A 20,740-nucleotide genomic window follows, 5' to 3' on the forward strand; every position below is an offset into this window, starting at 1 on the left:
TTAATCGCCACTAACATAACACGAGTTGCCGGCAATCATCCGAACTTTCGCAGGAAGCACGACATCGCGGTGACGTCGGCGACCGGCAGGTCCCGGTCGATCAGGCCCAGCTGGCTCAGCACGCTGGCCTGATCCCAGTACAGCCGTTCGCTTTGCATGAGTTCGTCGCGGAACTTCACGACGACCACCGTTGGTATTTCTAATGTTTGGCCGGTTGGTGACAGTCCCGGCAGCAGGAACGGCATCTCGCGGTCGTGGGTCATCCGCATGATGAACTGGTCGACGATCACGCCGTCGCCGACCGACCGGGCGATCGGCTCGCTGGCGGTGTCGGCCGGGATGCCGGGGATGAATACGTCGGCGTAGTAGCGCCGCAGGCACTCCTTGCCCACGCCGCCGCTCATGGTCGGCAGGTGCATGACGGTCGCGTCGAGAACCATGGTGGAGACCGCGAGATCGGCGTCCCGATGCTCAAATTCGTACGCCATGTGCTGCTCCCATATTTCGATCATCTGGTCGCGATTCATTTGTCTTCCTCCTGCGTCCCGCTAACACCTCGTATTCGGTGCCGCGGGCGGCGCGGATGGGGCGACGCAGGGCGAACGGTGGGCGACCGCGGACCCTGGACGCGGCGCCGCGACCGGTGGTATCCTCAGCGCCAGTTAATGATCATTAACTGAACGCCAGGTTTCGGCGAGGAGGCCCGTCGTGAGCATGTCCGTAACGGCTGCGCCGTCGTTCGCCGACGAGCATCGCCGGTTGGTCGGCGAGCTGAACGCGAAACTCGCGGCCGCCGCCCTGGGTGGCAACGAGCGTGCGCGCGAGCGCCATGTCAGCCGCGGCAAGCTGCTGCCCCGCGAGCGCGTGGACCGCCTGCTCGATCCCGGCAGCCCGTTTCTCGAGCTGTCCCCCCTGGCCGCCGACGGCATGTACGACGACGAATCACCGGGTGCCGGGATCATCACCGGAATCGGCCGCGTGTCGGGGCGCGAGTGCGTGATCGTCACCAACGATGCGACGGTCAAGGGCGGCACCTACTACCCGATGACGGTCAAGAAGCACCTGCGCGCGCAAGAGGTCGCGCTGCAGAACCGGCTGCCATGCATCTATCTCGTCGACTCCGGCGGCGCCTTCCTGCCGCGCCAGGACGAGGTGTTCCCCGACCGCGAGCACTTCGGGCGGATCTTCTACAACCAGGCGACCATGAGCGCCAAGGGGATTCCGCAAGTGGCGGCGGTGCTCGGCTCGTGCACGGCGGGCGGCGCGTACGTGCCGGCGATGAGCGACGAGGCGGTCATCGTCCGCGAGCAGGGCACGATCTTCCTCGGAGGGCCGCCACTGGTGAAAGCCGCTACCGGAGAGATCGTTTCGGCCGAAGACCTCGGCGGCGGCGACCTGCACTCGCGGGTCTCCGGCGTCACCGACCATCTCGCCGACGACGACGAGCACGCGCTGCGCATCGTGCGCTCGATCGCGGCGACGTTCGGCCCGCGCGAGCCCAGCCCGTGGGAGGTGCGCGAACCGGTCGAGGCCACGCACTCCCAAGCCGAGCTCTACGACGTCGTGCCCCCGGACCCGCGGGTGCCCTACGACGTCCGTGAGGTCATCGTGCGACTGGTCGACGGCGGTGAATTCAGCGAGTTCAAGGAGAAATACGGCAAGACGCTGGTGACGGCGTTCGCGCGTATCCACGGCCACCCGGTCGGCATCATCGCCAACAACGGTGTGCTGTTCAGCGAATCCGCTTTGAAGGGCGCGCATTTCATTGAGCTGTGCGACAAGCGCAACATCCCGCTGCTCTTTCTGCAGAACATCGCCGGCTTCATGGTGGGCCGCGACTACGAGGCGGGCGGCATCGCCAAGCACGGCGCCAAGATGGTCACCGCGGTGGCGTGTGCCCGGGTGCCCAAGCTGACAGTCGTGATCGGCGGATCCTATGGCGCGGGTAACTATTCGATGTGTGGCCGGGCGTACTCGCCGCGCTTCCTGTGGATGTGGCCGAATGCGCGAATCTCGGTGATGGGCGGCGAGCAGGCCGCGTCCGTGCTGGCCACCGTTCGCGGCGAGCAGCTGGCCGGGGCGGGCAAGCCGTGGTCGGCCGACGAAGAGGACGCCTTCAAGGCGCCCATCCGCGCGCAGTACGAAGACCAGGGCAATCCGTATTACTCGACGGCGCGGCTGTGGGACGACGGCATCATCGATCCGGCGGACACCAGAATGCATGTCGGGCTTGCCCTTTCGGCGTGCGCCCAGGCGCCGCTGGAACCCGTTTCCTACGGCGTATTCCGGATGTGAGTGCAGTGTTCGAGACCGTCTTAGTGGCCAACCGCGGCGAGATCGCGGTCCGGGTGATCCGCACCCTGCGGAGGCTGGGCATCCGCTCGGTCGCCGTCTACAGCGACGCCGACGCCGGTGCGCGGCACGTGCGGGAGGCCGACACCGCCGTGCGGCTGGGCCCGCCCCCCGCGCGGGAGAGCTATCTCGACATCGCCCGGGTGCTCGACGCCGCGGCGCGTACCGGAGCCCAGGCGATCCATCCGGGCTACGGGTTCCTCTCCGAGAGAACAGAATTCGCTGCGGCATGCGAACGCGCCGGCGTGGTCTTCCTGGGGCCGTCGGCGCGCGCGATCGAGGTGATGGGCGACAAGATCACCGCCAAGAACGCGGTCGCCGCGTTCGACGTGCCGGTGGTGCCCGGGATCGCCAAGCCGGGGCTGACCGATGACGACCTGGTGACCGCGGCCGACGACATCGGCTACCCGGTGCTCATCAAGCCGTCGGCGGGCGGCGGCGGTAAGGGCATGCATCTGGTGGACGACCCGGCCCGGCTGCGGGACGCGCTGGTGACCGCCCGGCGCGAGGCCGCTTCGTCGTTCGGCGACGACACACTTTTCCTGGAGCGGTTCGTGTTGCGGCCCAGGCACATTGAGGTGCAGGTGCTCGCCGACAGCCACGGCAACGTGATCCACCTCGGCGAGCGTGAGTGCAGCCTGCAGCGGCGCCACCAGAAGGTCATCGAGGAGGCGCCCTCGCCGTTGCTCGACCCGCAGACCCGGGCGCGCATCGGCGCCGCCGCGTGTAACACCGCCCGCAGCGTGGACTACCTCGGCGCCGGCACCGTGGAGTTCATCGTCTCGGCCGATCGTCCCGACGAGTTCTTCTTCATGGAGATGAACACCCGGCTGCAGGTCGAACACCCGGTCACCGAGGCGGTCACCGGCCTGGACCTGGTCGAGTGGCAGCTGCGGGTGGCCGCAGGCGAGAAGCTGACGCTGGCCCAGGACCACATCGAACTCAACGGTCACGCGATCGAGGCCCGGGTGTACGCCGAGGATCCCGCGCGCGGATTCCTGCCCACCGGTGGACAGGTGCTCGGTGTCGTCGAGCCCGTTGGGGCCGGCGTGCGGGTGGACTCGTCGCTGCTGGCGGGCACGACGGTCGGCAGCGACTACGACCCGATGTTGAGCAAGGTGATCGCCCACGGGGCCGACCGCGACGAGGCCCTGCGGCGGCTCGACCAAGCCTTGGCGCGCACGGCGGTGCTCGGCGTGCAGACCAACATCGAGTTCCTCCGATTCCTGCTCGCCGACGACCGGGTGCGCGCCGGGGACCTGGACACCGCGCTGCTCGACGAGCGGGTGGCGGACTTCGCGCCGCTACCGGTGCCCGACGACGTGCTCGCCGCGGGCGGCCTGTACCGACAGTGGGCCCTGGCCCAACGCGCGCAGGGCGATCTGTGGGCGGCGCCGACGGGGTGGCGCGTCGGCGGTGTGGTGGCGCCCGTCCGCACTGCGCTGGGCAATCCGCTGCGCACCGAGACGGTTTCGGTGTGGGGGCCCCCAGAGGCCGCGACGGTGCAGGTTGGCGACGGCGAAACCGTCTTGGCGAGTGCGCAAGTCGGGCCCGACGCGATGACTGTGACGCTGGACGGGGTGCGCCGCGACTACCGGTGGGCCGAGGAGGGTCAGCACCTGTGGATCGCCGACGACCGCGGCACCTGGCACCTTCGCGAGGCCGAGGAACAGAAGATCCATCGCGCGGCCGGCGAAAAGCAGGCCGAAGTTCTCAGTCCCATGCCGGGCAATGTGATTGCGGTGCAAGCGGAATCGGATACCGAGGTCGCCGAGGGCGACGTGGTGGTCGTGGTCGAGGCGATGAAGATGGAACACTCGTTGGCCGCCCCGGCTTCGGGAACTGTAGAGGTGCTGGTCTCCGTCGGCGATCAGGTGAAGGTCGACCAGGTACTGGCACGAATTAAGGATCAGGAATCATGACGCTATCCAAGGAATACGAAGACCTTCGCGCCACCGTGGCCGACTTCGCGCGGAGCGTGGTTGCGCCGGTATCGGCCAAACACGATGAGGAGCACAGCTTCCCGTACGAGGTCGTCGCCAAGATGGGCGAGATGGGGCTGTTCGGCCTGCCGTTCCCGGAAGAGTACGGCGGCATGGGCGGCGACTACTTCGCGCTGTCGCTGGCCCTCGAGGAACTCGGGAAGGTCGACCAGTCGGTGGCGATCACCCTCGAGGCCGGTGTAGGCCTGGGCGCCATGCCGATCTACCGGTTCGGCAGCGAAGAGCAGAAGCAGAAGTGGCTGCCGGACCTGGTCGCCGGCCGGGCGCTGGCGGGCTTCGGGCTGACGGAGCCGGGCGCGGGTTCCGACGCCGGCGGCACCCGCACCACCGCCAAGCTCGACAACGGCGACTGGGTGATCAACGGGTCCAAGCAGTTCATCACGAATTCGGGCACCGACATCACCGCACTGGTCACCGTCACCGCGGTCACCGGCACCGCCGTCGACGGCAAGAAGGAGATCTCCACGATCATCGTGCCCAACGGCACTCCGGGATTTACCGTCGAACCGGTCTACAACAAGGTCGGCTGGAACGCGTCGGACACCCACCCGCTGAGCTTCGAGGACGCCCGCGTGCCGGAGGAAAACCTGCTGGGTGCTCGCGGCAGGGGATACGCCGGCTTCCTGTCGATCCTGGACGAGGGCCGCATCGCCATCGCCGCCCTGTCCACCGGCGCGGCCCAGGGCTGCGTCGACGAGAGCGTCAAGTACGCCAAGGAGCGCCAGTCGTTCGGCCAGCCGATCGGCTCGTATCAGGCGATCAGCTTCAAGATCGCGCGGATGGAGGCGCGTGCACACGTCGCCCGCACCGCGTATTACGATGCGGCCGCGAAGATGTTGGCTGGCAAGCCCTTTAAAAAGGAGGCGGCGATCGCCAAGATGATCGCGTCGGAGGCGGCGATGGACAACGCCCGCGACGCTACCCAGATTCACGGCGGATACGGCTTCATGAACGAGTATCCGGTGGCGCGCCACTACCGTGACAGCAAGATCCTCGAAATCGGGGAGGGCACCACCGAGGTGCAGCTGATGCTCATCGCCCGATCCCTAGGACTCTCATGACAGACGGTAAGTCAATTATCCAGCGCGGCTTGTGGTTTGAGGAATTCGAGATCGGCACTATCTACCTGCACCGGCCGGGCCGCACCGTCACCGAGGCCGACAACGTGTTGTTCACGACGGTGACGATGAACACCCAGCCGCTGCACCTCGACGCGGCCTGGGCGGCCGAACAGCCGGGCTTTCGCGGCGAGCGGCTGGTGAATTCGATGTTCACCCTGGCGACGCTGGTCGGGCTGTCGGTGACGCAGCTGACCCTGGGCACCATCGTGGCCAACCTGGGCTTCTCCGAGGTGTCGTTCCCCAAGCCGCTCTTCCACGGCGACACCCTGTACGCCGAGACGGTGTGCACCGACAAGCGCGAGTCGAAGAGCCGGCCCGGCGAAGGCATCGTGAGCCTCGAGCACACCGGACGCAACCAGCACGGCGACGTCGTCGCGCGCGCGGTTCGCAAGACCCTGGTGCAAAAGCGCCCGGCCGATGGGGAGGCTCAGTGAACCTGCAAGCCGCCGGTCCCGCGTGGCTGTTCTGCCCGGCCGACCGACCCGAGCGTTACGCGAAGGCCGCCACCGCGGCCGACGTCGTGATCCTCGACCTCGAGGACGGGGTGGCCGAGGCCGACAAGCCGGCCGCCCGCAAGGCGCTGCAGGACACGCCGCTGGACCCGGAGCGCACCGTGGTGCGCATCAACGCGGCCGACACCGCGGAGTACCCCCGCGACCTCGAGGCCCTGGCCGGTACCCCGTACAAGACGGTGATGCTGTCCAAGACGGAGTCGGCCGCGCAGGTGGAGGCGCTGGCACCGCTCGATGTGATCGCGCTGCTGGAGACGCCGCGCGGCGCGGTGTTCGCCCGCGAGATCGCGGCGGCCCAGGGCACGGTGGCGCTGATGTGGGGCGCCGAGGACCTGGTCGCCACGCTCGGCGGTAGTTCCAGCCGCTTCGCCGACGGCACGTATCGCGACGTGGCCCGCCATGTCCGGTCGACGGCCCTGCTCACGGCGTCGGCCTTCGGCCGGGTCGTGCTCGATGCGGTCCATCTCGACATCCGCGACCTTGACGGTCTGCGGGCCGAAGCCGAAGACGCCGTGGCGCTGGGCTTCAACGGAACGGTGTGTATCCACCCGAGCCAGGTCGCGGTGGTGCGCGAGGCCTTCCGCCCCAGCGACGAGAAATTGGATTGGGCGCGAAGGGTTTTGGCCGCCGCGCGCAGCGAGCGCGGGGTCTTCGCGTTCGAAGGCCAGATGGTGGACAGCCCGGTCCTCAAGCACGCGGCGGCGATGTTGAAGCGGGCCGGCGAGTCCTAATCGCTGGCCGCCCCTCGGGCGACACGTTCGCGTCTAATCCGCGATCAGCTCCGCGTCTTCGCATTTGAGCGCATAATGGTCAGTACGCCAGTGTCGCAGCGAGCGAAGCCTTTCCGGCCCGCTGTGGCCTCATGCCGCGCGACCCTGAGCCAGGGAGGCGGTATGGCAGAAATTCCCCAGATGCCGATCACTGTCGACCTGGAGCCGGTGCAGCTCATCGCCGCCGACGGCACCCCGACGACCGAACGGCGCTACGGCCGTGACCTTCCCAGCGAGACGCTGAGCTGGCTCTACGAGATGATGGTCGTCACTCGGGAGCTGGACACCGAGTTCGTCAACCTGAAGCGCCAGGGCCAGTTGGCGCTGTTCGCGTCCTGCCGTGGACAGGAAGCCGCACAGGTGGGCGCGACCGCCTGCCTGCGCAAGACCGACTGGCTGTTTCCCCAATACCGGGAACTGGGCGCGTATCTGGTGCGCGGCATCCCACCCGGGCACGTCGGCGCCGCCTGGCGCGGAACCTGGCATGGCGGAATGGAATTCACCAAGAAGTGCTGCGCCCCGATGTCGATTCCCATCGGCACCCAGACGCTGCACGCGGTCGGGGCGGCGATGGCCGCGCAACGCCTCGGCGAGGATTCGGTGACGGTGGCATTCCTCGGCGACGGCGCCACCAGCGAGGGGGACGTGCACGAGGCGCTGAACTTCGCGGCCGTATTCGGCGCGCCGTGCGTCTTTTACGTGCAGAACAACCAATGGGCGATCTCGGTGCCGATCTGGAAGCAGACCGTCGCGCCGTCCATCGCGCACAAGGCGATCGGCTACGGAATGCCCGGAATCCGGGTTGACGGCAACGACGTGCTGGCGTGCTACGGGGTGATGGCCGAGGCCGCCGCCCGCGCGCGATCCGGCGGCGGCCCGACGTTGGTCGAGGCGGTCACCTACCGCCTTGGCCCGCATACCACGTCGGACGACCCGAGCCGGTACCGAACCCAGGAGGAAGTCGACCACTGGGCGGCGCTGGACCCGATCCCGCGGTATCGCACCTACCTGCAGGGCCAGGGCCTGTGGTCGGAGCGCCTGGAGGAACGCGTCGCCGCCCGATCCAAGCGGCTGCGGACCGAGCTGCGCGACGCGGTATTCGACGCGCCCGACGTCGACATCGACGAGGTCTTCACGAGCGTGTACGCCGAGATCACGCCCGGCCTGGAGGCGCAGCGCCAACAGTTGCGCGCCGAACTGGCCCGGAACGACTAAGGGGGCGTTGATGACTCAGCTCGCCGACCCTCCGGCCGTACCCGCGGTCGAGCCGGAAACAGGTGTGCAGTCCCTGACCATGGTGCAGGCGCTCAACCGCGCGCTGCGCGACGCGATGGCCGCCGACGATCGGGTCCTGGTGTTCGGGGAGGACGTCTCGGTCGAGGGCGGAGTGTTCCGCGTCACCGAGGGTCTGGCCGAAACATTCGGCGAGGAAAGGTGTTTCGATACCCCGCTGGCCGAATCAGCGTTGATCGGCATCGCCGTCGGGCTGGCGCTGCGCGGCTTCGTGCCGGTGCCCGAGATCCAGTTCGACGGATTCTCCTACCCGGCGTTCGATCAGGTGGTCAGCCATCTGGCGAAGTACCGCGCTCGGACCCGCGGCGAGGTGAACATGCCGGTCACCGTCCGGATACCGTCGTTCGGCGGTATCGGTGCGGCCGAACATCATTCCGATTCCACCGAGTCCTACTGGGCGCACACCGCGGGGTTGAAGGTGGTCGTCCCGTCCAGCCCGTCGGATGCCTACTGGCTGCTGCGGCACGCGATCGACTGCCCGGACCCGGTGATGTACCTGGAGCCCAAGCGGCGCTATCAGGGCCGCGGCCTGGTCGACACCTCCCGGCCGGAACCACCCATCGGCCGGGCGATGGTGCGTCACCCCGGCACCGACGTCACCGTCATTACCTACGGCAGCCTGGTGGCCACCGCGGTGGGTACCGCGGAAGAGGCTCAGCGGCAACGGGGTTGGAGCCTGGACGTCATCGACCTGCGATCGCTGGTCCCGTTGGACTTCGATACCATCGCCGAGTCCATCCACCGGACCGGGCGGTGTGTGGTGATGCATGAGGGGCCGCGCAGCCTGGGCTACGGAGCCGGCCTGGCCGCCCGCATCCAGGAAGAGATGTTCTACGAACTGGAAGCTCCGGTGTTGCGCGCGTGCGGTTTTGACACGCCCTATCCGCCGGCCCGGTTGGAGCGATTGTGGCTGCCCGGCCCGGACCGGCTGCTGGACTGCGTCGAGCGAACGCTGGAACAACCGTGAGCCCAGACGACAGGGTCAAGTCGTTCCAGGTCCCCGATCTCGGTGAGGGGCTGGAAGAGGTGACGGTGTCGAGCTGGAGCGTGGCCGTCGGCGATGACGTTGAGCTGAACCAGGTTCTGTGCACCGTGGAGACCGCCAAGGCCGAGGTGGAGATCCCGAGTCCTTACGCGGGCAGGGTCGTGCACCGGACGGGCGAGGAAGGCGACGTCCTCAACGTGGGTGCGGTGCTGGTTCGCATCGACACGGCGCCGCTCAACGGTGAGGTGCACGCGACCAACGGCCACGCGGAGCCGCCACCCACGCTGGTCGGCTACGGCGCCGACGCGGGCATCGACACCAGCCGGCGCACCGGCCGCCCGCTGGCCGCGCCCCCGGTGCGCAAGCTGGCCAAAGAGCTGGCGGTGGACCTGACCTTGGTGCCGCATGGCGAGGGCGAGGTGATCAGCCGCGCCCAGGTGTTGGCGGCCGCCCGCGGCGCCGCGGCCGGGCCCGACGTTCGGCCCGTTCGCGGCGTGCAGGCCCGGATGGCCGAAAAGATGGCGCTGTCGCATCGCGAAATTCCGGCGGCGAAGGTCAGCGTCGAGGTCGACTGCACCGCGCTGCTCCGGCTGCGCGACCGATTCCGTTCCGCGCACCCGGAGATCACACCGTTCGTCCTGACGCTGCGGCTGCTCGTTATCGCGTTGACGCACAACACGATTCTGAACTCGACGTGGTTGGATTCGCCGCAGGGCCCGCAGCTGCGTGTCCACCCCAGCGTGCACCTGGGCTTCGGCGTGGCGACCGCGCGCGGGCTGCTGGTTCCGGTGATCACCGACGCCCAGGCCAAGACGACCCGCGAATTGGCCGACAGGACAGCCGAATTGATCTCCGGCGCGCGCGACGGCACGCTCGCCCCCGCCGAGCTGCGTGGCTCGACGTTCACGGTTTCGAATTTCGGGGCGCTCGGGGCCGATGACGGAGTGCCGGTGATCAATCACCCCGAGGCCGCGATACTCGGCATGGGAGCGATCAAGCCGCGCCCGGTCGTCGTCTACGACGAGGTCGTGGCACGCTCGACGATGACGTTGACGTGTGTCTTCGATCACCGCATCGCCGACGGTGCCCAGGCGGCCAAGTTCATCGGCGAGCTGCGCGAGCTGATCGAGTCGCCCGAGACCGCGCTCCTGGATTTGTAGCTACGCGGCGTCGTCCTCGGCGTCGGATTCCCGTAGCAGTTTCTCCGGGTGGTGAAAGTTGTTGGTGCGGGGTTGGCCGCGGTCTAGGTGTGGCGGTGGCAGCCATTCGGTGTCGCCGTTGCGGCGTTTTCGGGTGGTCCAGCCGCGGGGCCCCAGCAGTCGGTGATGGGGCCCGCAGGCCAGGGTGAGGTTGTCGATGCCGGTGCTGCGGCATTGGGCGTAGTCGGTGACGTGGTGGACCTCGCAGTAGTAGCCGGGCACCGCGCATCCGGGAGCGCTGCAACCGCGGTCCTTGGCGTACAACACAATTCGCTGACCCGGTGCGGCCAGCCGTTTGGAGTGATACAGCGCCACGGCCTGGCCCTTGTCGAACACGGCGAGGTAGTGATGCGCGTGGCGGGCCAGGCGGATCACGTCACTGATCGGCAACCGCGTCCCCCCGCCGGTAATGCCGCGGCCCGCGGCTTGCTCAAGCTCGGCCAGCGTGGTGGACACGATGATGGAGGCCGGTAATCCGTTGTGCTGCCCCAATTCCCCCGACGCCAGCACCGCGCGAAGCGAGGCGTTCAACCCGTCGTGGTTGCGCTGCGCCGCACTGCGGGCGTCGTGTTCGATGGCGTCTTCGGTGGGTGCGCCGTCGATGCACGGGGTGTCATCGGCGGGGTTGCACATGCCCGGTGCGGCCAGCTTGGCCAGCACCGCCTCCAATGACGCCCGGGCCTCGGGGGTGAGCCAGCCGCGCAGCGCCGACATGCCGTCGGGCTGCTGGTTGCCCAGGGTCAGCCCACGCCGGCGTGCCCGGTCGTCGTCGGTGAATGAGCCGTCGGGGTTGAGGCAATCCATCAGATGGACCGCCAGGTCCGCCAACGATTCGGGCCGGTGTTGGGTACCCAGCGCCGCCAGGTGGGCCTCGGCGTGCGCGCGGGTGTCGACATCGACGAAGCCCGGCAGCTGGTGATAGAAGCGACGAATCACCGCCACCTGCCCGGAACCCAGCCGACCGGCCCGTTGGGCGGCGGCGGTCGCGGCCAGCACCGGCTCCAACGGTTCGCCGGTCAGCCCACAGCGCTCGCCGAGATCAGCGGCCTCCCGCACCCGGCGGCTGGCTTCGGCGCGGCTGATCAGCGTGGCCTCGGCGATCAAATGCGACAGGGTGCCGCCCAACTCTTCTGGCGTGGCCTCGCGAGCTAGCTGATTGATCAGCGGATGCTCCACGGCGGGCAATCGGCGGCGCACCTGCTCGCAGCGATTTAGTGAGGCGAGCCGGTTGCGAGTGTTGGATGCGGTGAAGTTCAGCGCGGCCACGGTGGCGAGCGCCTTATCCAAGGCATCAAATGCCGCCGTGGCCGCCTCGTCATCCGCCGAACTCATACCCCGAAACTAGACCCACCCACCGACACAAAATCCCGCTCAGAGACCACTGAAACCAAAGTGACACAAGAGATTAACGAGTGTGCGAAGGTGGTGATTTGTCGCTCGGAGGCGGGCAAAACAACACACCGCCGGGGCCGGGGCGACCGAAGTTTTGGAAATCGATCATTTCGAGCGGCCGTTGTCTCAGTCGGGCAACATGCCGGGGTATAAGGCAAGCTAGCATTCGTCGGTCGAAATCCTCGGCCGTGCACCAATACCCTGGAGCGTGATGGACAACCGGTACTTCCCGTTCGTCATCGTGGTGGTGATGCTCGCCCTCGGGCTGACGCTTACCGTCGCCGACTTCAAGCGGGCCGCCACCGTGCGGCGCCCGCTGGCGGTCGCCCTGATCTGTCAGTCCTTGGTGCTGCCGACGCTGTGCCTGATGATCGCCGAGGCCTTTCATCTCCAGCCGGTATTGGCGATCGGCCTCATGCTGATGGCGGCTACTCCCGGTGGGACGACGTCAAGCGTCCTGAGTCATCTGTTCAACGGCGACCTGGCCCTCAACGTCACCCTCACCGCGATCAACGCCGTGTTGTCCGTGTTCGCCCTGCCGGCGATATTGGCGGTCTCGATGGCGTGGTTCCAAGGCGACGGTCACTTCATCCCGTTACAGCCGGGCAAGTTCCTGGCGGTGTTCGGATTTGTCCTCGTGCCGGTCGCCGTCGGTATCGCGATACGCCATCGATTCCCGGACCTGGCCCAGCGGCTTCAGCGGCCCGTCCGAGTAGTGGCGGCACTGCTGCTGGTGCTGGTCATCACCGCGTCGGTGATCAAGGGGCACGCGACGCTCTTCAGCAACCTCGGCGTGTTGACCGGCGCGGTGGTGTGCTTCTGCGCCGTGAGCCTCACGGTCGGCTATCTGGTGCCACGGTTGATGCGCCTTGCTCCACGGCAAGCCATCGCCGTGAGCCTGGAGATCGGCATGCACAACGCCACGGTGGCGCTGGGCATCGCGCTGAGCCCGCAGCTGCTCAACAGTCTCGAAATGGCCACCCCGGCAGCCGTTTACGGTATGGTCGCACCCTTCATCGCGTTGGCGTTCATCGGCACCGTGCGCCGGCTGGACCCCGCATTCCGCGACGTCCCCCGCGTCGAGAGCAGCGTCGAGAACGTCGTGGACGAACAGCCCGCCTAGCGGCGCTGCGCCGCGGCCAGCCGCTCGGCAAACGCGGGCGACTGGAGCGAGTGTGCTTGCGGCCCAAGCTCGGTACGCATGGCGAGGTCGTGCTGCTCGTTATCCAGCGACCCCACGCTAGCGGTCGCGCGCATGGTGGCCTTGGTCGCCAGCACGACCTCACGCGGAGCGGCTGCGGGCCCCGCGGCCAGCTCGAGGGCGGCGGCAACGGGATCGTCGGCGACGCTGAGCGCCAACCCGTATCGCACGGCGGCCTCGGCGTCGAAGCGCATGCCGAACAGCAGGGCGGCCCGGGCGGCCTGGGGGCCCACCGCGCGCTGCAGCATCCAGGTTGCGCCCCCGCCGGGATGCAGCCCCAACTTCTGGAACCGGGCATCGAATAGCGCGTTGGGGCCGGCGATCCGCACATCGGCGGCCAGTGCCAGATTCAACCCGGCCCCGACTGCCGCGCCGTTGACCGCCGCGATCGTGGGTAGCGTGCAGCTGCCCACGGCCATGAATCCGTCGTAGAGCTGTTTCAGTCCCGATTCCGCCGCGCCGCCGCCCGCGGCCCCCAGCGCGCTCAGGTCGGCGCCGGCGCAGAACGCCTTGCCCGCGCCGGTGACGACCACGGCGTGCACGTCGGTGTCGGCTTCGGCTTGTTCCACGGCGGCGCGCAGCAGCGCCGACGACTCACCTGTCACCGCGTTGCGGCGATCGGGGTCGTTGATCGTGATGACTGCGACGTGATTGTCCACGCGGTACAAGACCAGGTCAGTTGGGGCCATCGGGCCAGCGTACTTCGCGGCCGGGCCCGGCTTTCGGGGCCAAGGATCTTTTGAGAATCCGCCAAGACCCCGCGGTGATGCTGCTCAAAGAACCGGACAGCAACGGACGGAGGCGCCCATGGTCGGCACCCTGCACAACGTACGAATCAGCACGTCGACCTGCGTCGTCCGGTTGGCGATCGTCTCGCTGATTCTGGCGGGCGTCGTCGCGGTGGGCATCGTCGTCGCCCTCCTCAACGCGCCGTCGTCGGGTCAGTCGTGCTCGGTCCGGCACGCCACCGCTCAGGACGCCGATGGGCGCACCATGTGGTGTGACCGGGCCTCGACCGGACATCGCCAGCTGGTGTGGCACTACAAATTGACATAGCTGACCGCGTGGCAGGACATTCGTCGCGACCTGATCAAAACGAATGTTCCGCGGTCGTACCACCGCGAGGCTCGGACGATTCCGCAGCTAAAGCCGTTGCGCCGCGGTGTTGGGGACGCCGGTCCGGCAGCGATAAATCTCTCAGTTCAGCGAATGTTCGTTTGCTGAGCGCCGTTTTTGACGAAACCCTATGCAGTGCGGCATGGCGCGGTGCTGAAGGAGGCCCAATGGACCAGCAATACGTGTTCCACCGACCGCCATCCGAGGTGTGGGCCGTCGAGTACACCAACATTCACGGCGACCGCGTCGTGGACGTGCTGGGAACCGAGTACGCGGCTCGGCGCACTGCCGAGCACTACGCGGTTGCTGACGCCGTGGTGTTGCGCGCGGCGACTGACTTCCAGGCGGCGCCGGCCGAGCGGCACAGCGACACCGGCAAGTTGAGCCGCATCCGGCGCTACCGGAATCGCCTACGTGCCCGCCGCGGCAACGCCATTCCGGCGGGGTTGGCCTAGCCGTCGTCTCCGCCCCGACCGCTGACGCTAGCGACGGCCAGGGCCGCGATCACGAAGCAGACCGACGCGTAGACCAGGTTCCCGGTCGGTGTGCCGTCGGCGGTGACTCCCTGCACCGCGCCGAGGTACTCGGGCAGCGCGCCTCCCCACAGCACGGCGAGCACGATCAGGTACACCAGGCCGAACGCGTGCACGAATCGGTTGGAGGAGACCCGTCGGCCGCGCCGCCATTGCCCGATCAACACTGGCAGGGCGATCAGCGCGACGACGCCCAGCTCGATCGCGAAGATGATGGCCTGGGCCGTCGTGTTGGGGTTGGGGCCGCCGAACAACGATGTGGGAATGCTCAACAGCGCCAAGCCAATCGGCACCAGCGCCCCGGCAAGCACCGTCCGCCAGGCCACGGCACGTCCGGTGCGGGGGACGCGTTTCCCGACCAACAGCAGCACGAGCGCGGTGACCACGATCGGGCCGAGCGTGGCGAAGATGAAGACGCTCGTCATCGGCACGGACGCGAACATCGGACGGTTGATGGGGTTGGCGCCGTTCCACTCCCACCACCGCAGTTGCGGGCCCAGTTGATCGAAGATCTCGTAGAAGCAGTGGTGCACGAAGCCGACGCAGATGGCGCCGACCACGACACCGCGATCGCGGAACACCCCGAGGCTGCGGACGATCTCGAAGGCGAGGGTGACCACCGCCGGATAGAGCGCGATGATGTAGAGGGGCAGCCGCTCGTAGAGAAACTGCACCGTGAAAGCGTTGTGCGCGAACACCGTTCCGAGTTGGTCTTGAACGCCGAAGACATTGGGGAAGTACAGCGGGATCTCGATGACGAACAGGTAGGCGACGGTGGCGAACCACAGCGCCAGGTTGGTCGGGTCGCCCTCGCGGCGCAGCCGGCGGATGGAGTGGACCAGCGCCATGACGGCGCCCGCCACCATCATCAGCTCGAGCACCGGCAGCGTCCAGTTGCTCAGCGCCAGCGGGTTACGCAGGTGGATGAAGGCCGGGGCGTGCTGGCAGGTGAAACCGCCCAGGTGGTGCGCGATGGTGTCGAAGTCAACGGTGCACTGCTGAGTCATCGGCGTCAGGCCACGGGTTCGGCTGTGTACCAACGGGTTACATCACCGCCGGAGTTCCACCGTTCGAACCAGCGGTCGGCGAAGCGGGGGAGCGGCTCGTTGGCGGGGTTGTGGAACGGCGTCTGGCTCAGCAGGACGCGGCCGACGGCGACGTAGCGCTCCTTGCGTGGGACGGTGGCGAAGGCGTTCGGCATCGGCGGCGTGGACGGCTTGGCGCCGAACGGCAGCCGCTGCCGCAGCGCCTCTCGTATCCCGAACGTCGGCAGCAGAGTGCGCGCGTCGAGCTTGCGATCCTGTTCGGGCACATGATCATTCACGCCGTCGGCGATGATCCGGGTCACCGCGGTCAGGTGCCGGAACACGCGGGGCAGCGCGCGCATCCGGTACCAGCTGTCGCCGAATGCCGCGTCGTAGACGATGAGTGCCGAGCTGCGGTGTTCGACCTCTTCGACGAAATGCCACATGAACAGGGACGCCACCCGCTCGTCGCCGGGACGAAAGAGGGTCTGCTCGTTGTCGAGCATCATCTTGAAGCTCGGGGTGAAGGTGGCCTCCAGGTCGGCGATGTAGGCCAACCGATATTTCAGCGGCGTGGTCGCGGTGACGTTGTCGAAGCTGGCCATCGCGGTGTCGAGGGTGTGTTGCAGCCCGGGGTAGCGCTTGATCAGCGCGGCCACGTGCTTGCGGTGCGTGCTCGCGTGCTGGGCCTCCTGGCGCAGGAACGCCTTGGCCTCGGCGGCGGCCTCGGGGTCGGTGAGCAGTGGCTTGGCCTCCTGGACGGCGGCGACGATCATCTGCTCGAAGCAGATCGCGATGATCGACGTCGCGTTCATGAAGAACGAGAATTGCGGGTTGGCCGGATTCCATTCCCACGGAACGTCGCCGGTGAAGTCGAACTTGGGGCGGCGGACCTCGAGGGTCGTCATGGCTCCTCCGGCGGACTAGTCATTACACACAATGCCCATGCATGTGTTATGTGTGTATTCTTGGCTGAACCGAAGGGGAGAGTCAAGGCTGATGGCACGCAAGGGATGGGCGGGTGCGCCGCCCGCGGACGATGCCGAGGCGCGCAAGCGCATCGTCGACACCGCCCTTCGGCTGGTAGACCGGCGCGGCGCGGCACAAACGACCGTCTCCGACATCGCCGACGCGCTCGGGATCACCCGGCGCACCGTCTACCGCTACTTCGCCGGCACCGAGGAGTTGTTCACCGCCGTTGCCGAAGTCGCGCTGGGGGGCTTTGTCGTGCAGATCGAACAGCTCGTCGCCGACATGGACGTCACCAGCCAGCTCGTCGAGATCGTCGCGCACATCATCGAACGGCTGCCGCACGAGCCGCAGCTGGTGCTGTTGCTGGCCAACGACCGGTCCAACATGTTCAGCCGGACGATGCTCACGCCGGACGAGATCGCGCGCTGCCGCGCGATCCTGCACCACGCCCAGATCGATTGGGAGCAGCTGGGATTCGACGACCACACTATCGACGAACTCGTCGAATTCCTGCTGCGCATCATCCAGTCGATGGTGATCGCTCCGCCGGACCCACCGCGATCCGGTAGCGAACTGCGGGCGTACCTGCACCGCTGGATCGGGCCCGCGCTAGCCGCGCGGGGCAACTAAGAGGCGGGCGCGCCGATTGCTCGGCACACCCGCCATCTCAACGTGAAATCAGGCCAGGACGAGGGCGGGAACGTCGGGCTTGTAGACCTTCTTGTTCTCGACCTTGAACAGGTCAACCATGTTGCCGCCCATCACCTTTCGCACGCCTTCGTCGTCGAGTCCGTGCTCTTCGAGGTCGGCGACCAGGTTGATCGGGTCGGCGAGGCCCTCGGGGTGTGGCCAGTCCGAGCCGAAGATGACCCGGTCGATGCCGCACAGGTCGGCCATCTGCTTGAAGTTGTCCTCCCAGAAAGGCGCGACGTACACGCAGCGCCGGAAGGCCGCGATCGGGTCCTCGGGGAACGACTGCGGCATCTTCGAGTAGACGTCCTTGAATTGGTAGAAGAGGTAGGGAACCCAGGAGGCGCCGTTCTCCACCGAGAGGATGCGCAGATCCGGGTTGCGAGTCAGCGCGCCGTGGCAGACCAGCGCCGCCATGGTGTCCTCGATGGGCCTCTTGCCCATCGCGACCATGCGGAACGAGGTCGGGGCGAACGGCTTGAACTCGTCGCCGGGCTCCCAGTCGTTCAGGTAGGCGGAATAGCCGCTGTCCGAGGCGTGCATCGAGACCGGGATGCCGGCCTTGACGCAGGCGGCCCAGAAGGGGTCGAACTCCTCCAGGCCGAACGAGCGGCTGCCGCGGTAGCCGGGCACCGGTGCGGGACGCACCAGGACGGTCTTGGCGCCACGCTCCACACACCACTCGAGTTCTTCGATGGCGCGGTCGACTCTGGCCAGGTTGATGACCGGCGTGGAGAAGATGCGGTCCTCGTAGTTGAACCGCCAGGTCTCATACATCCACTGGTTGAGCCCGTGAATGATGTCCAGGATCGCGTCGGGGTCGTCCTTCAGCCGCTCCTCGACCAAACTGGCCAGCGTCGGGAACATCAGCGTGTAGTCCAGGCCGAGTCCGTCGAGCACCTCGAGCCGAGCTTCGGGGTTGCGGAACGCCGGGATGGCCTTCATCGGCTTGCCCATCACCTCGCGGTAGCTTTTGCCGCCGCTGCCGTGGCGGAAGTACTCCTCCTGCGCGCCCGGCCGCGCGACCACCTCGAACGTCGGGTTGGGGATGTAGTCGCTGATGGTGTTGCGGACGACGATCTTGGTGCGCCCGCGGACGTCGATGTAGTCGATGATGCCCTTGCGGTGCTCCGGCAAGAACTGCGTCAGGGCTTCCTTGGGCTCGTAGAAGTGGTTGTCGGCATCGAACACCGGGTAGGAAAGCTCGCGTGATGGCATTGGCTGTCTCCTGGACGTCTTGTTTGCGCGTACTGGTAATTACATTACCAGCCTCAAGTGTAACGTCGCAAAGCGGGTGCTGTGTCGCGATATGCCGTGCTCAGGGCCGCTCAGTCGGCTTCGCCATCGCTCCGGCTCGTTATCGGTGCCTATCGGGCCGTGAGAACGTCGTTACCGTGCCGCGGCCGGCGCGGGCGTCGTAGCGCCCGCGGGGGCGAGTCCTATCCTGGTCGTTGGCTCGTCGGCCCGGGGAGGAGCGTCAGTGAAGGTTATTGCGACGATCCTCGCTGGCGGCGTCCTCGGCCTGGTGTTCCTGAGCGGCTCGGGCATCGCCCATGCCGACCCGGACAACCCCAAGGAGCAGGAGGCGTGCCAGCTGATGGACGATCCGGCGGGGGCTCAGGCCGGGTATGCGCCGGCCGAGTACGCCTTCATGATGCTGCGCGCCAAGATGTCTGCACAGGCTGCGCGGGACATCATGTCCGTGGCGGTCCAAGAAATTTGTCCGAACCATATCGTCGACTTGCCCGCCAGCTGGCGATAGCTATTAAATCGGGCGGCAATAAGTGCCAATCGAATTAAGGGCGAATTCCGCGCGGCGCGTATTCGGCTAGCAGCGGGCCCCGGGTCCGTCGACCACCAAGCCACGGCAAGTCTGCCTGCAACGGATGCGGTGAATGATCCGGCCGGCCGTATTGCCTTCTGACGTGTACTGATACCAGACCAGGGCGTCGGCTAGGCCCTGGCATTTTCGGCATCGTTCAGTTTCACGTTTGTACATTGGCATTCTCCATCCAGTGGAATGGGGGGATCCGTCCAACGTTGGGCGACTTGAATTCAAATTACGTTATCGCCATTCCGCCTGCACTTTCCCGCACGGAAAGAGTCTTTAGTGTTACCCAATTGGTACGCGGCGTAACGTGCCGGAGAATCTCAGCGCCCCGTGCCCCTGTGGCGCATCGAAGCGCCGTTGCGACAATCGAAGAGACCGATGCCGTGGAGGTGTTCTGATGACCCGAACCGCCCGAGAAGTGGTGGAGCTGTACAACCTCGTGGTGTGGAATCAGCGCGATTTCGCGCTCGCCGAGGAGCTGATGGGCGACACGGTCACCCGACACGAGGTGGGCGACGCGACGGTGCTCACCCACGAGCAGGCCGTCAACCGGATCATCGATCACTGGGCCATGTTCGAGACCATCCGCTTCGACCTGAACCTCGTGGTCGCGGGCGACGACGGCGAACACGTCGCGATCGTGTACCAGTCGCCGATGCGGCTCAAGGACGGAACCGAGACCACCATGGGCAGCATGGAGATCTTCCGCGTCGTCGACGGCCGCATCACCGAAGTGTGGAATTGCGGCTACCAGCAAGGGGTTTGGGCGTGATCCAACCCACGGCGCGACGTTAGAAGTTGGCGAAGCAGGTGTCCTGGCTGCCGCCGGCCGGGATGTTGGCGTTGGTGCTCGAGAACGCGGCCTCGATGCCGCCATCGGTGACCTTGACGCTGTCGGCGTGGATGCCCAGCGGATAGTTCTGGGTCGCCTTCGCCGTGTAGTCGTCCAGATCCTTCTGCACGCTGTCCGTCGACATCTTCGAGCCGAGCGCGGTCAAGCTGACCACCTGCAGCGACACCCCGTTGTTGGCGATCACCGGTTTGAGGGTGGCGCTGTCCAGCAGGCCCCTCAGCGTGACGGTGCCGTCGCTCGGGTTGGTGGTCACATTGCTGGCCACCAGGCTGCCGATCGTCGGAATGGCGCTCTGGATCGACTGCTTGATGCCGTCCGAAGACCAGGTGATGGTGCCGTTCAACGAGCCGATGGTTCCCGCCGAATTGTTGGTCTGATCGAGCCGGATGTTCCGGATGTCGATGCCGAATTTCATGCCCTTGGCCTGGCGGATCTGATTGCCCGCGGTCTGGATCGAGATGTCGGGATAGTGCTTGGTGAGGTACTGCCACGCGACCGGCGGCGCCGTCGCGAAGGACACGGACGCGCTGTCCTGCACCTCGCACTGGACCGCGTCGGCCACCTTGCTCTTGGCCGAGGTCCGCGCGTACACCTCGACGCCGATCAGTGTCACGACCACCAGGCCGGCCACGATGCCGAGGATCAGGGCGATGGAACGCTTCTTGCGGAAGAAGCCGCGCTTCTTGGCCGGCGGGGCGTCCTGCGACGGTGGCGGCGTCGTCAGCTTGGTGGTGGCCGATTCCTCGTAGGGCTGTGGGGAAGACGGCTGCGAAGGCGGGACGGGCTGCGGCCCACGCGCGTTCGGCGGAAATCCCGGCTGCTGGGGTGGTCTACCCGGCGGCGGGCCGGGCTGTTGCGGTGGCCGGTTTGGCGGGGGGCCGGGTTGTTGGGG

The 20,740-nt window shown here is 67.1% G+C and carries 21 protein-coding genes; 14 read left to right on the forward strand and 7 right to left on the reverse strand.

The annotated features are described in order from the left end of the window. Positions 1-35: 35 nt before the first annotated feature. A complete protein-coding gene (locus MRAB57_RS18285) occupies positions 36-527 on the reverse strand; it encodes a nuclear transport factor 2 family protein (RefSeq protein WP_077088602.1) in 492 nt (163 codons plus the stop codon). Positions 528-714: 187 nt separating this feature from the next. On the opposite strand from MRAB57_RS18285, the gene MRAB57_RS18290 reads away from it, so the two are divergent. The 8 genes from MRAB57_RS18290 (at position 715) to MRAB57_RS18325 (ending at position 10,196) form a co-directional block, all read left to right on the forward strand. Continuing rightward, positions 715-2,295, forward strand: a complete 1,581-nt coding sequence (locus MRAB57_RS18290; RefSeq protein WP_077088603.1) for a carboxyl transferase domain-containing protein — start codon at positions 715-717, stop codon at positions 2,293-2,295. A gap of 5 nt (positions 2,296-2,300) precedes the next feature. Continuing rightward, positions 2,301-4,274: an acetyl-CoA carboxylase biotin carboxylase subunit gene (locus MRAB57_RS18295; protein ID WP_077088604.1), complete on the forward strand. Its 1,974-nt coding sequence runs from the start codon at positions 2,301-2,303 to the stop codon at positions 4,272-4,274. Next, a complete protein-coding gene (locus MRAB57_RS18300; RefSeq protein WP_077088605.1) occupies positions 4,271-5,416 on the forward strand; it encodes an acyl-CoA dehydrogenase family protein in 1,146 nt (381 codons plus the stop codon). Before MRAB57_RS18295 ends, MRAB57_RS18300 begins: the two co-directional genes overlap by 4 nt. After that, complete coding sequence (locus MRAB57_RS18305) at positions 5,413-5,910, forward strand: MaoC family dehydratase (protein WP_077088606.1); 498 nt, start codon at positions 5,413-5,415, stop codon at positions 5,908-5,910. Before MRAB57_RS18300 ends, MRAB57_RS18305 begins: the two co-directional genes overlap by 4 nt. Next, a complete protein-coding gene (locus MRAB57_RS18310) occupies positions 5,907-6,719 on the forward strand; it encodes an HpcH/HpaI aldolase/citrate lyase family protein (RefSeq protein ID WP_077088607.1) in 813 nt (270 codons plus the stop codon). The genes MRAB57_RS18305 and MRAB57_RS18310 overlap by 4 nt, the downstream gene beginning before the upstream one ends. A 162-nt stretch (positions 6,720-6,881) precedes the next feature. Continuing rightward, on the forward strand, positions 6,882-7,973 hold the full coding sequence (gene pdhA / locus MRAB57_RS18315) for a pyruvate dehydrogenase (acetyl-transferring) E1 component subunit alpha (protein ID WP_077088608.1): 1,092 nt from the start codon (positions 6,882-6,884) through the stop codon (positions 7,971-7,973). Between the two features lie 10 nt (positions 7,974-7,983). Next, the gene (gene bkdB / locus MRAB57_RS18320) at positions 7,984-9,018 is read left to right on the forward strand and encodes a 3-methyl-2-oxobutanoate dehydrogenase subunit beta (protein ID WP_077088609.1); all 1,035 of its coding nucleotides are present in this window, start codon (positions 7,984-7,986) and stop codon (positions 9,016-9,018) included. Further along, positions 9,015-10,196, forward strand: a complete 1,182-nt coding sequence (locus tag MRAB57_RS18325; RefSeq protein WP_077088610.1) for a dihydrolipoamide acetyltransferase family protein — start codon at positions 9,015-9,017, stop codon at positions 10,194-10,196. Before bkdB ends, MRAB57_RS18325 begins: the two co-directional genes overlap by 4 nt. Here MRAB57_RS18325 and MRAB57_RS18330 read toward each other — a convergent pair whose 3' ends face one another. Next, complete coding sequence (locus tag MRAB57_RS18330; RefSeq protein ID WP_077088611.1) at positions 10,197-11,567, reverse strand: HNH endonuclease signature motif containing protein; 1,371 nt, start codon at positions 11,565-11,567, stop codon at positions 10,197-10,199. A gap of 271 nt (positions 11,568-11,838) precedes the next feature. On the opposite strand from MRAB57_RS18330, the gene MRAB57_RS18335 reads away from it, so the two are divergent. Next, a complete protein-coding gene (locus MRAB57_RS18335; protein ID WP_077088612.1) occupies positions 11,839-12,750 on the forward strand; it encodes a bile acid:sodium symporter family protein in 912 nt (303 codons plus the stop codon). Here the strand turns inward: MRAB57_RS18335 and MRAB57_RS18340 are convergent. Further along, positions 12,747-13,517 (reverse strand): enoyl-CoA hydratase, encoded by a 771-nt coding sequence (locus tag MRAB57_RS18340; RefSeq protein ID WP_077088613.1) that lies wholly within the window; start codon positions 13,515-13,517, stop codon positions 12,747-12,749. The genes MRAB57_RS18335 and MRAB57_RS18340 overlap by 4 nt on opposite strands. 118 nt (positions 13,518-13,635) lie before the next feature. Between MRAB57_RS18340 and MRAB57_RS18345 the strand changes: the two genes are divergently transcribed. Both MRAB57_RS18345 and MRAB57_RS18350 read left to right on the forward strand, forming a co-directional pair. After that, positions 13,636-13,884, forward strand: coding sequence for a hypothetical protein (locus tag MRAB57_RS18345; protein WP_077088614.1), 249 nt, complete (start codon positions 13,636-13,638; stop codon positions 13,882-13,884). 227 nt (positions 13,885-14,111) lie between these two features. Continuing rightward, positions 14,112-14,399, forward strand: coding sequence for a hypothetical protein (locus MRAB57_RS18350; protein ID WP_077088615.1), 288 nt, complete (start codon positions 14,112-14,114; stop codon positions 14,397-14,399). Here the strand turns inward: MRAB57_RS18350 and MRAB57_RS18355 are convergent. Together MRAB57_RS18355 and MRAB57_RS18360 are read right to left on the reverse strand one after the other, a co-directional pair. Beyond that, positions 14,396-15,484, reverse strand: coding sequence for a hypothetical protein (locus tag MRAB57_RS18355; RefSeq protein WP_077088616.1), 1,089 nt, complete (start codon positions 15,482-15,484; stop codon positions 14,396-14,398). The two genes, MRAB57_RS18350 and MRAB57_RS18355, sit on opposite strands and share 4 nt — an antisense overlap. 5 nt (positions 15,485-15,489) lie before the next feature. Continuing rightward, positions 15,490-16,410 carry a metal-dependent hydrolase gene (locus MRAB57_RS18360; RefSeq protein WP_077088617.1) on the reverse strand — a complete coding sequence of 307 codons (921 nt, stop codon included), beginning with the start codon at positions 16,408-16,410 and terminating at the stop codon, positions 15,490-15,492. Between the two features lie 91 nt (positions 16,411-16,501). On the opposite strand from MRAB57_RS18360, the gene MRAB57_RS18365 reads away from it, so the two are divergent. Further along, positions 16,502-17,104 (forward strand): TetR/AcrR family transcriptional regulator, encoded by a 603-nt coding sequence (locus MRAB57_RS18365; protein ID WP_077088618.1) that lies wholly within the window; start codon positions 16,502-16,504, stop codon positions 17,102-17,104. 48 nt (positions 17,105-17,152) lie between these two features. On the opposite strand, the gene MRAB57_RS18370 is transcribed toward MRAB57_RS18365, so the two are convergent. After that, the gene (locus tag MRAB57_RS18370; RefSeq protein WP_077088619.1) at positions 17,153-18,382 is read right to left on the reverse strand and encodes an amidohydrolase family protein; all 1,230 of its coding nucleotides are present in this window, start codon (positions 18,380-18,382) and stop codon (positions 17,153-17,155) included. A 262-nt stretch (positions 18,383-18,644) separates the two neighbouring features. Here MRAB57_RS18370 and MRAB57_RS18375 point away from each other — a divergent pair, with 262 nt between their 5' ends. Continuing rightward, positions 18,645-18,926, forward strand: coding sequence for a hypothetical protein (locus MRAB57_RS18375; protein WP_077088620.1), 282 nt, complete (start codon positions 18,645-18,647; stop codon positions 18,924-18,926). 466 nt (positions 18,927-19,392) lie between these two features. After that, the gene (locus MRAB57_RS18380) at positions 19,393-19,767 is read left to right on the forward strand and encodes a nuclear transport factor 2 family protein (RefSeq protein WP_077088621.1); all 375 of its coding nucleotides are present in this window, start codon (positions 19,393-19,395) and stop codon (positions 19,765-19,767) included. 19 nt (positions 19,768-19,786) lie between these two features. Here the strand turns inward: MRAB57_RS18380 and MRAB57_RS18385 are convergent. Continuing rightward, positions 19,787-20,740: LmeA family phospholipid-binding protein (locus MRAB57_RS18385; RefSeq protein WP_245835954.1), on the reverse strand; the 954-nt coding region annotated here is incomplete at its 5' end.

Source organism: Mycobacterium rhizamassiliense (assembly GCF_900157375.1).
In the GTDB taxonomy this organism is placed as follows: Bacteria; Actinomycetota; Actinomycetes; order Mycobacteriales; family Mycobacteriaceae; genus Mycobacterium; species Mycobacterium rhizamassiliense.

Excerpts from the sequence above, each read along its gene's own strand:
- MRAB57_RS18285 (WP_077088602.1), bottom strand. The coding sequence starts at position 527 with ATGAATCGCGACCAGATGATCGAAATATGGGAGCAGCACATGGCGTAC.
- MRAB57_RS18290 (WP_077088603.1), top strand. The coding sequence starts at position 715 with ATGTCCGTAACGGCTGCGCCGTCGTTCGCCGACGAGCATCGCCGGTTG.
- MRAB57_RS18300 (WP_077088605.1), top strand. The coding sequence starts at position 4,271 with ATGACGCTATCCAAGGAATACGAAGACCTTCGCGCCACCGTGGCCGAC.
- MRAB57_RS18305 (WP_077088606.1), top strand. The coding sequence starts at position 5,413 with ATGACAGACGGTAAGTCAATTATCCAGCGCGGCTTGTGGTTTGAGGAA.
- pdhA (WP_077088608.1), top strand. The coding sequence starts at position 6,882 with ATGGCAGAAATTCCCCAGATGCCGATCACTGTCGACCTGGAGCCGGTG.
- bkdB (WP_077088609.1), top strand. The coding sequence starts at position 7,984 with ATGACTCAGCTCGCCGACCCTCCGGCCGTACCCGCGGTCGAGCCGGAA.
- MRAB57_RS18330 (WP_077088611.1), bottom strand. The coding sequence starts at position 11,567 with ATGAGTTCGGCGGATGACGAGGCGGCCACGGCGGCATTTGATGCCTTG.
- MRAB57_RS18335 (WP_077088612.1), top strand. The coding sequence starts at position 11,839 with ATGGACAACCGGTACTTCCCGTTCGTCATCGTGGTGGTGATGCTCGCC.
- MRAB57_RS18340 (WP_077088613.1), bottom strand. The coding sequence starts at position 13,517 with ATGGCCCCAACTGACCTGGTCTTGTACCGCGTGGACAATCACGTCGCA.
- MRAB57_RS18345 (WP_077088614.1), top strand. The coding sequence starts at position 13,636 with ATGGTCGGCACCCTGCACAACGTACGAATCAGCACGTCGACCTGCGTC.
- MRAB57_RS18350 (WP_077088615.1), top strand. The coding sequence starts at position 14,112 with ATGGACCAGCAATACGTGTTCCACCGACCGCCATCCGAGGTGTGGGCC.
- MRAB57_RS18355 (WP_077088616.1), bottom strand. The coding sequence starts at position 15,484 with ATGACTCAGCAGTGCACCGTTGACTTCGACACCATCGCGCACCACCTG.
- MRAB57_RS18360 (WP_077088617.1), bottom strand. The coding sequence starts at position 16,410 with ATGACGACCCTCGAGGTCCGCCGCCCCAAGTTCGACTTCACCGGCGAC.
- MRAB57_RS18365 (WP_077088618.1), top strand. The coding sequence starts at position 16,502 with ATGGCACGCAAGGGATGGGCGGGTGCGCCGCCCGCGGACGATGCCGAG.
- MRAB57_RS18370 (WP_077088619.1), bottom strand. The coding sequence starts at position 18,382 with ATGCCATCACGCGAGCTTTCCTACCCGGTGTTCGATGCCGACAACCAC.
- MRAB57_RS18380 (WP_077088621.1), top strand. The coding sequence starts at position 19,393 with ATGACCCGAACCGCCCGAGAAGTGGTGGAGCTGTACAACCTCGTGGTG.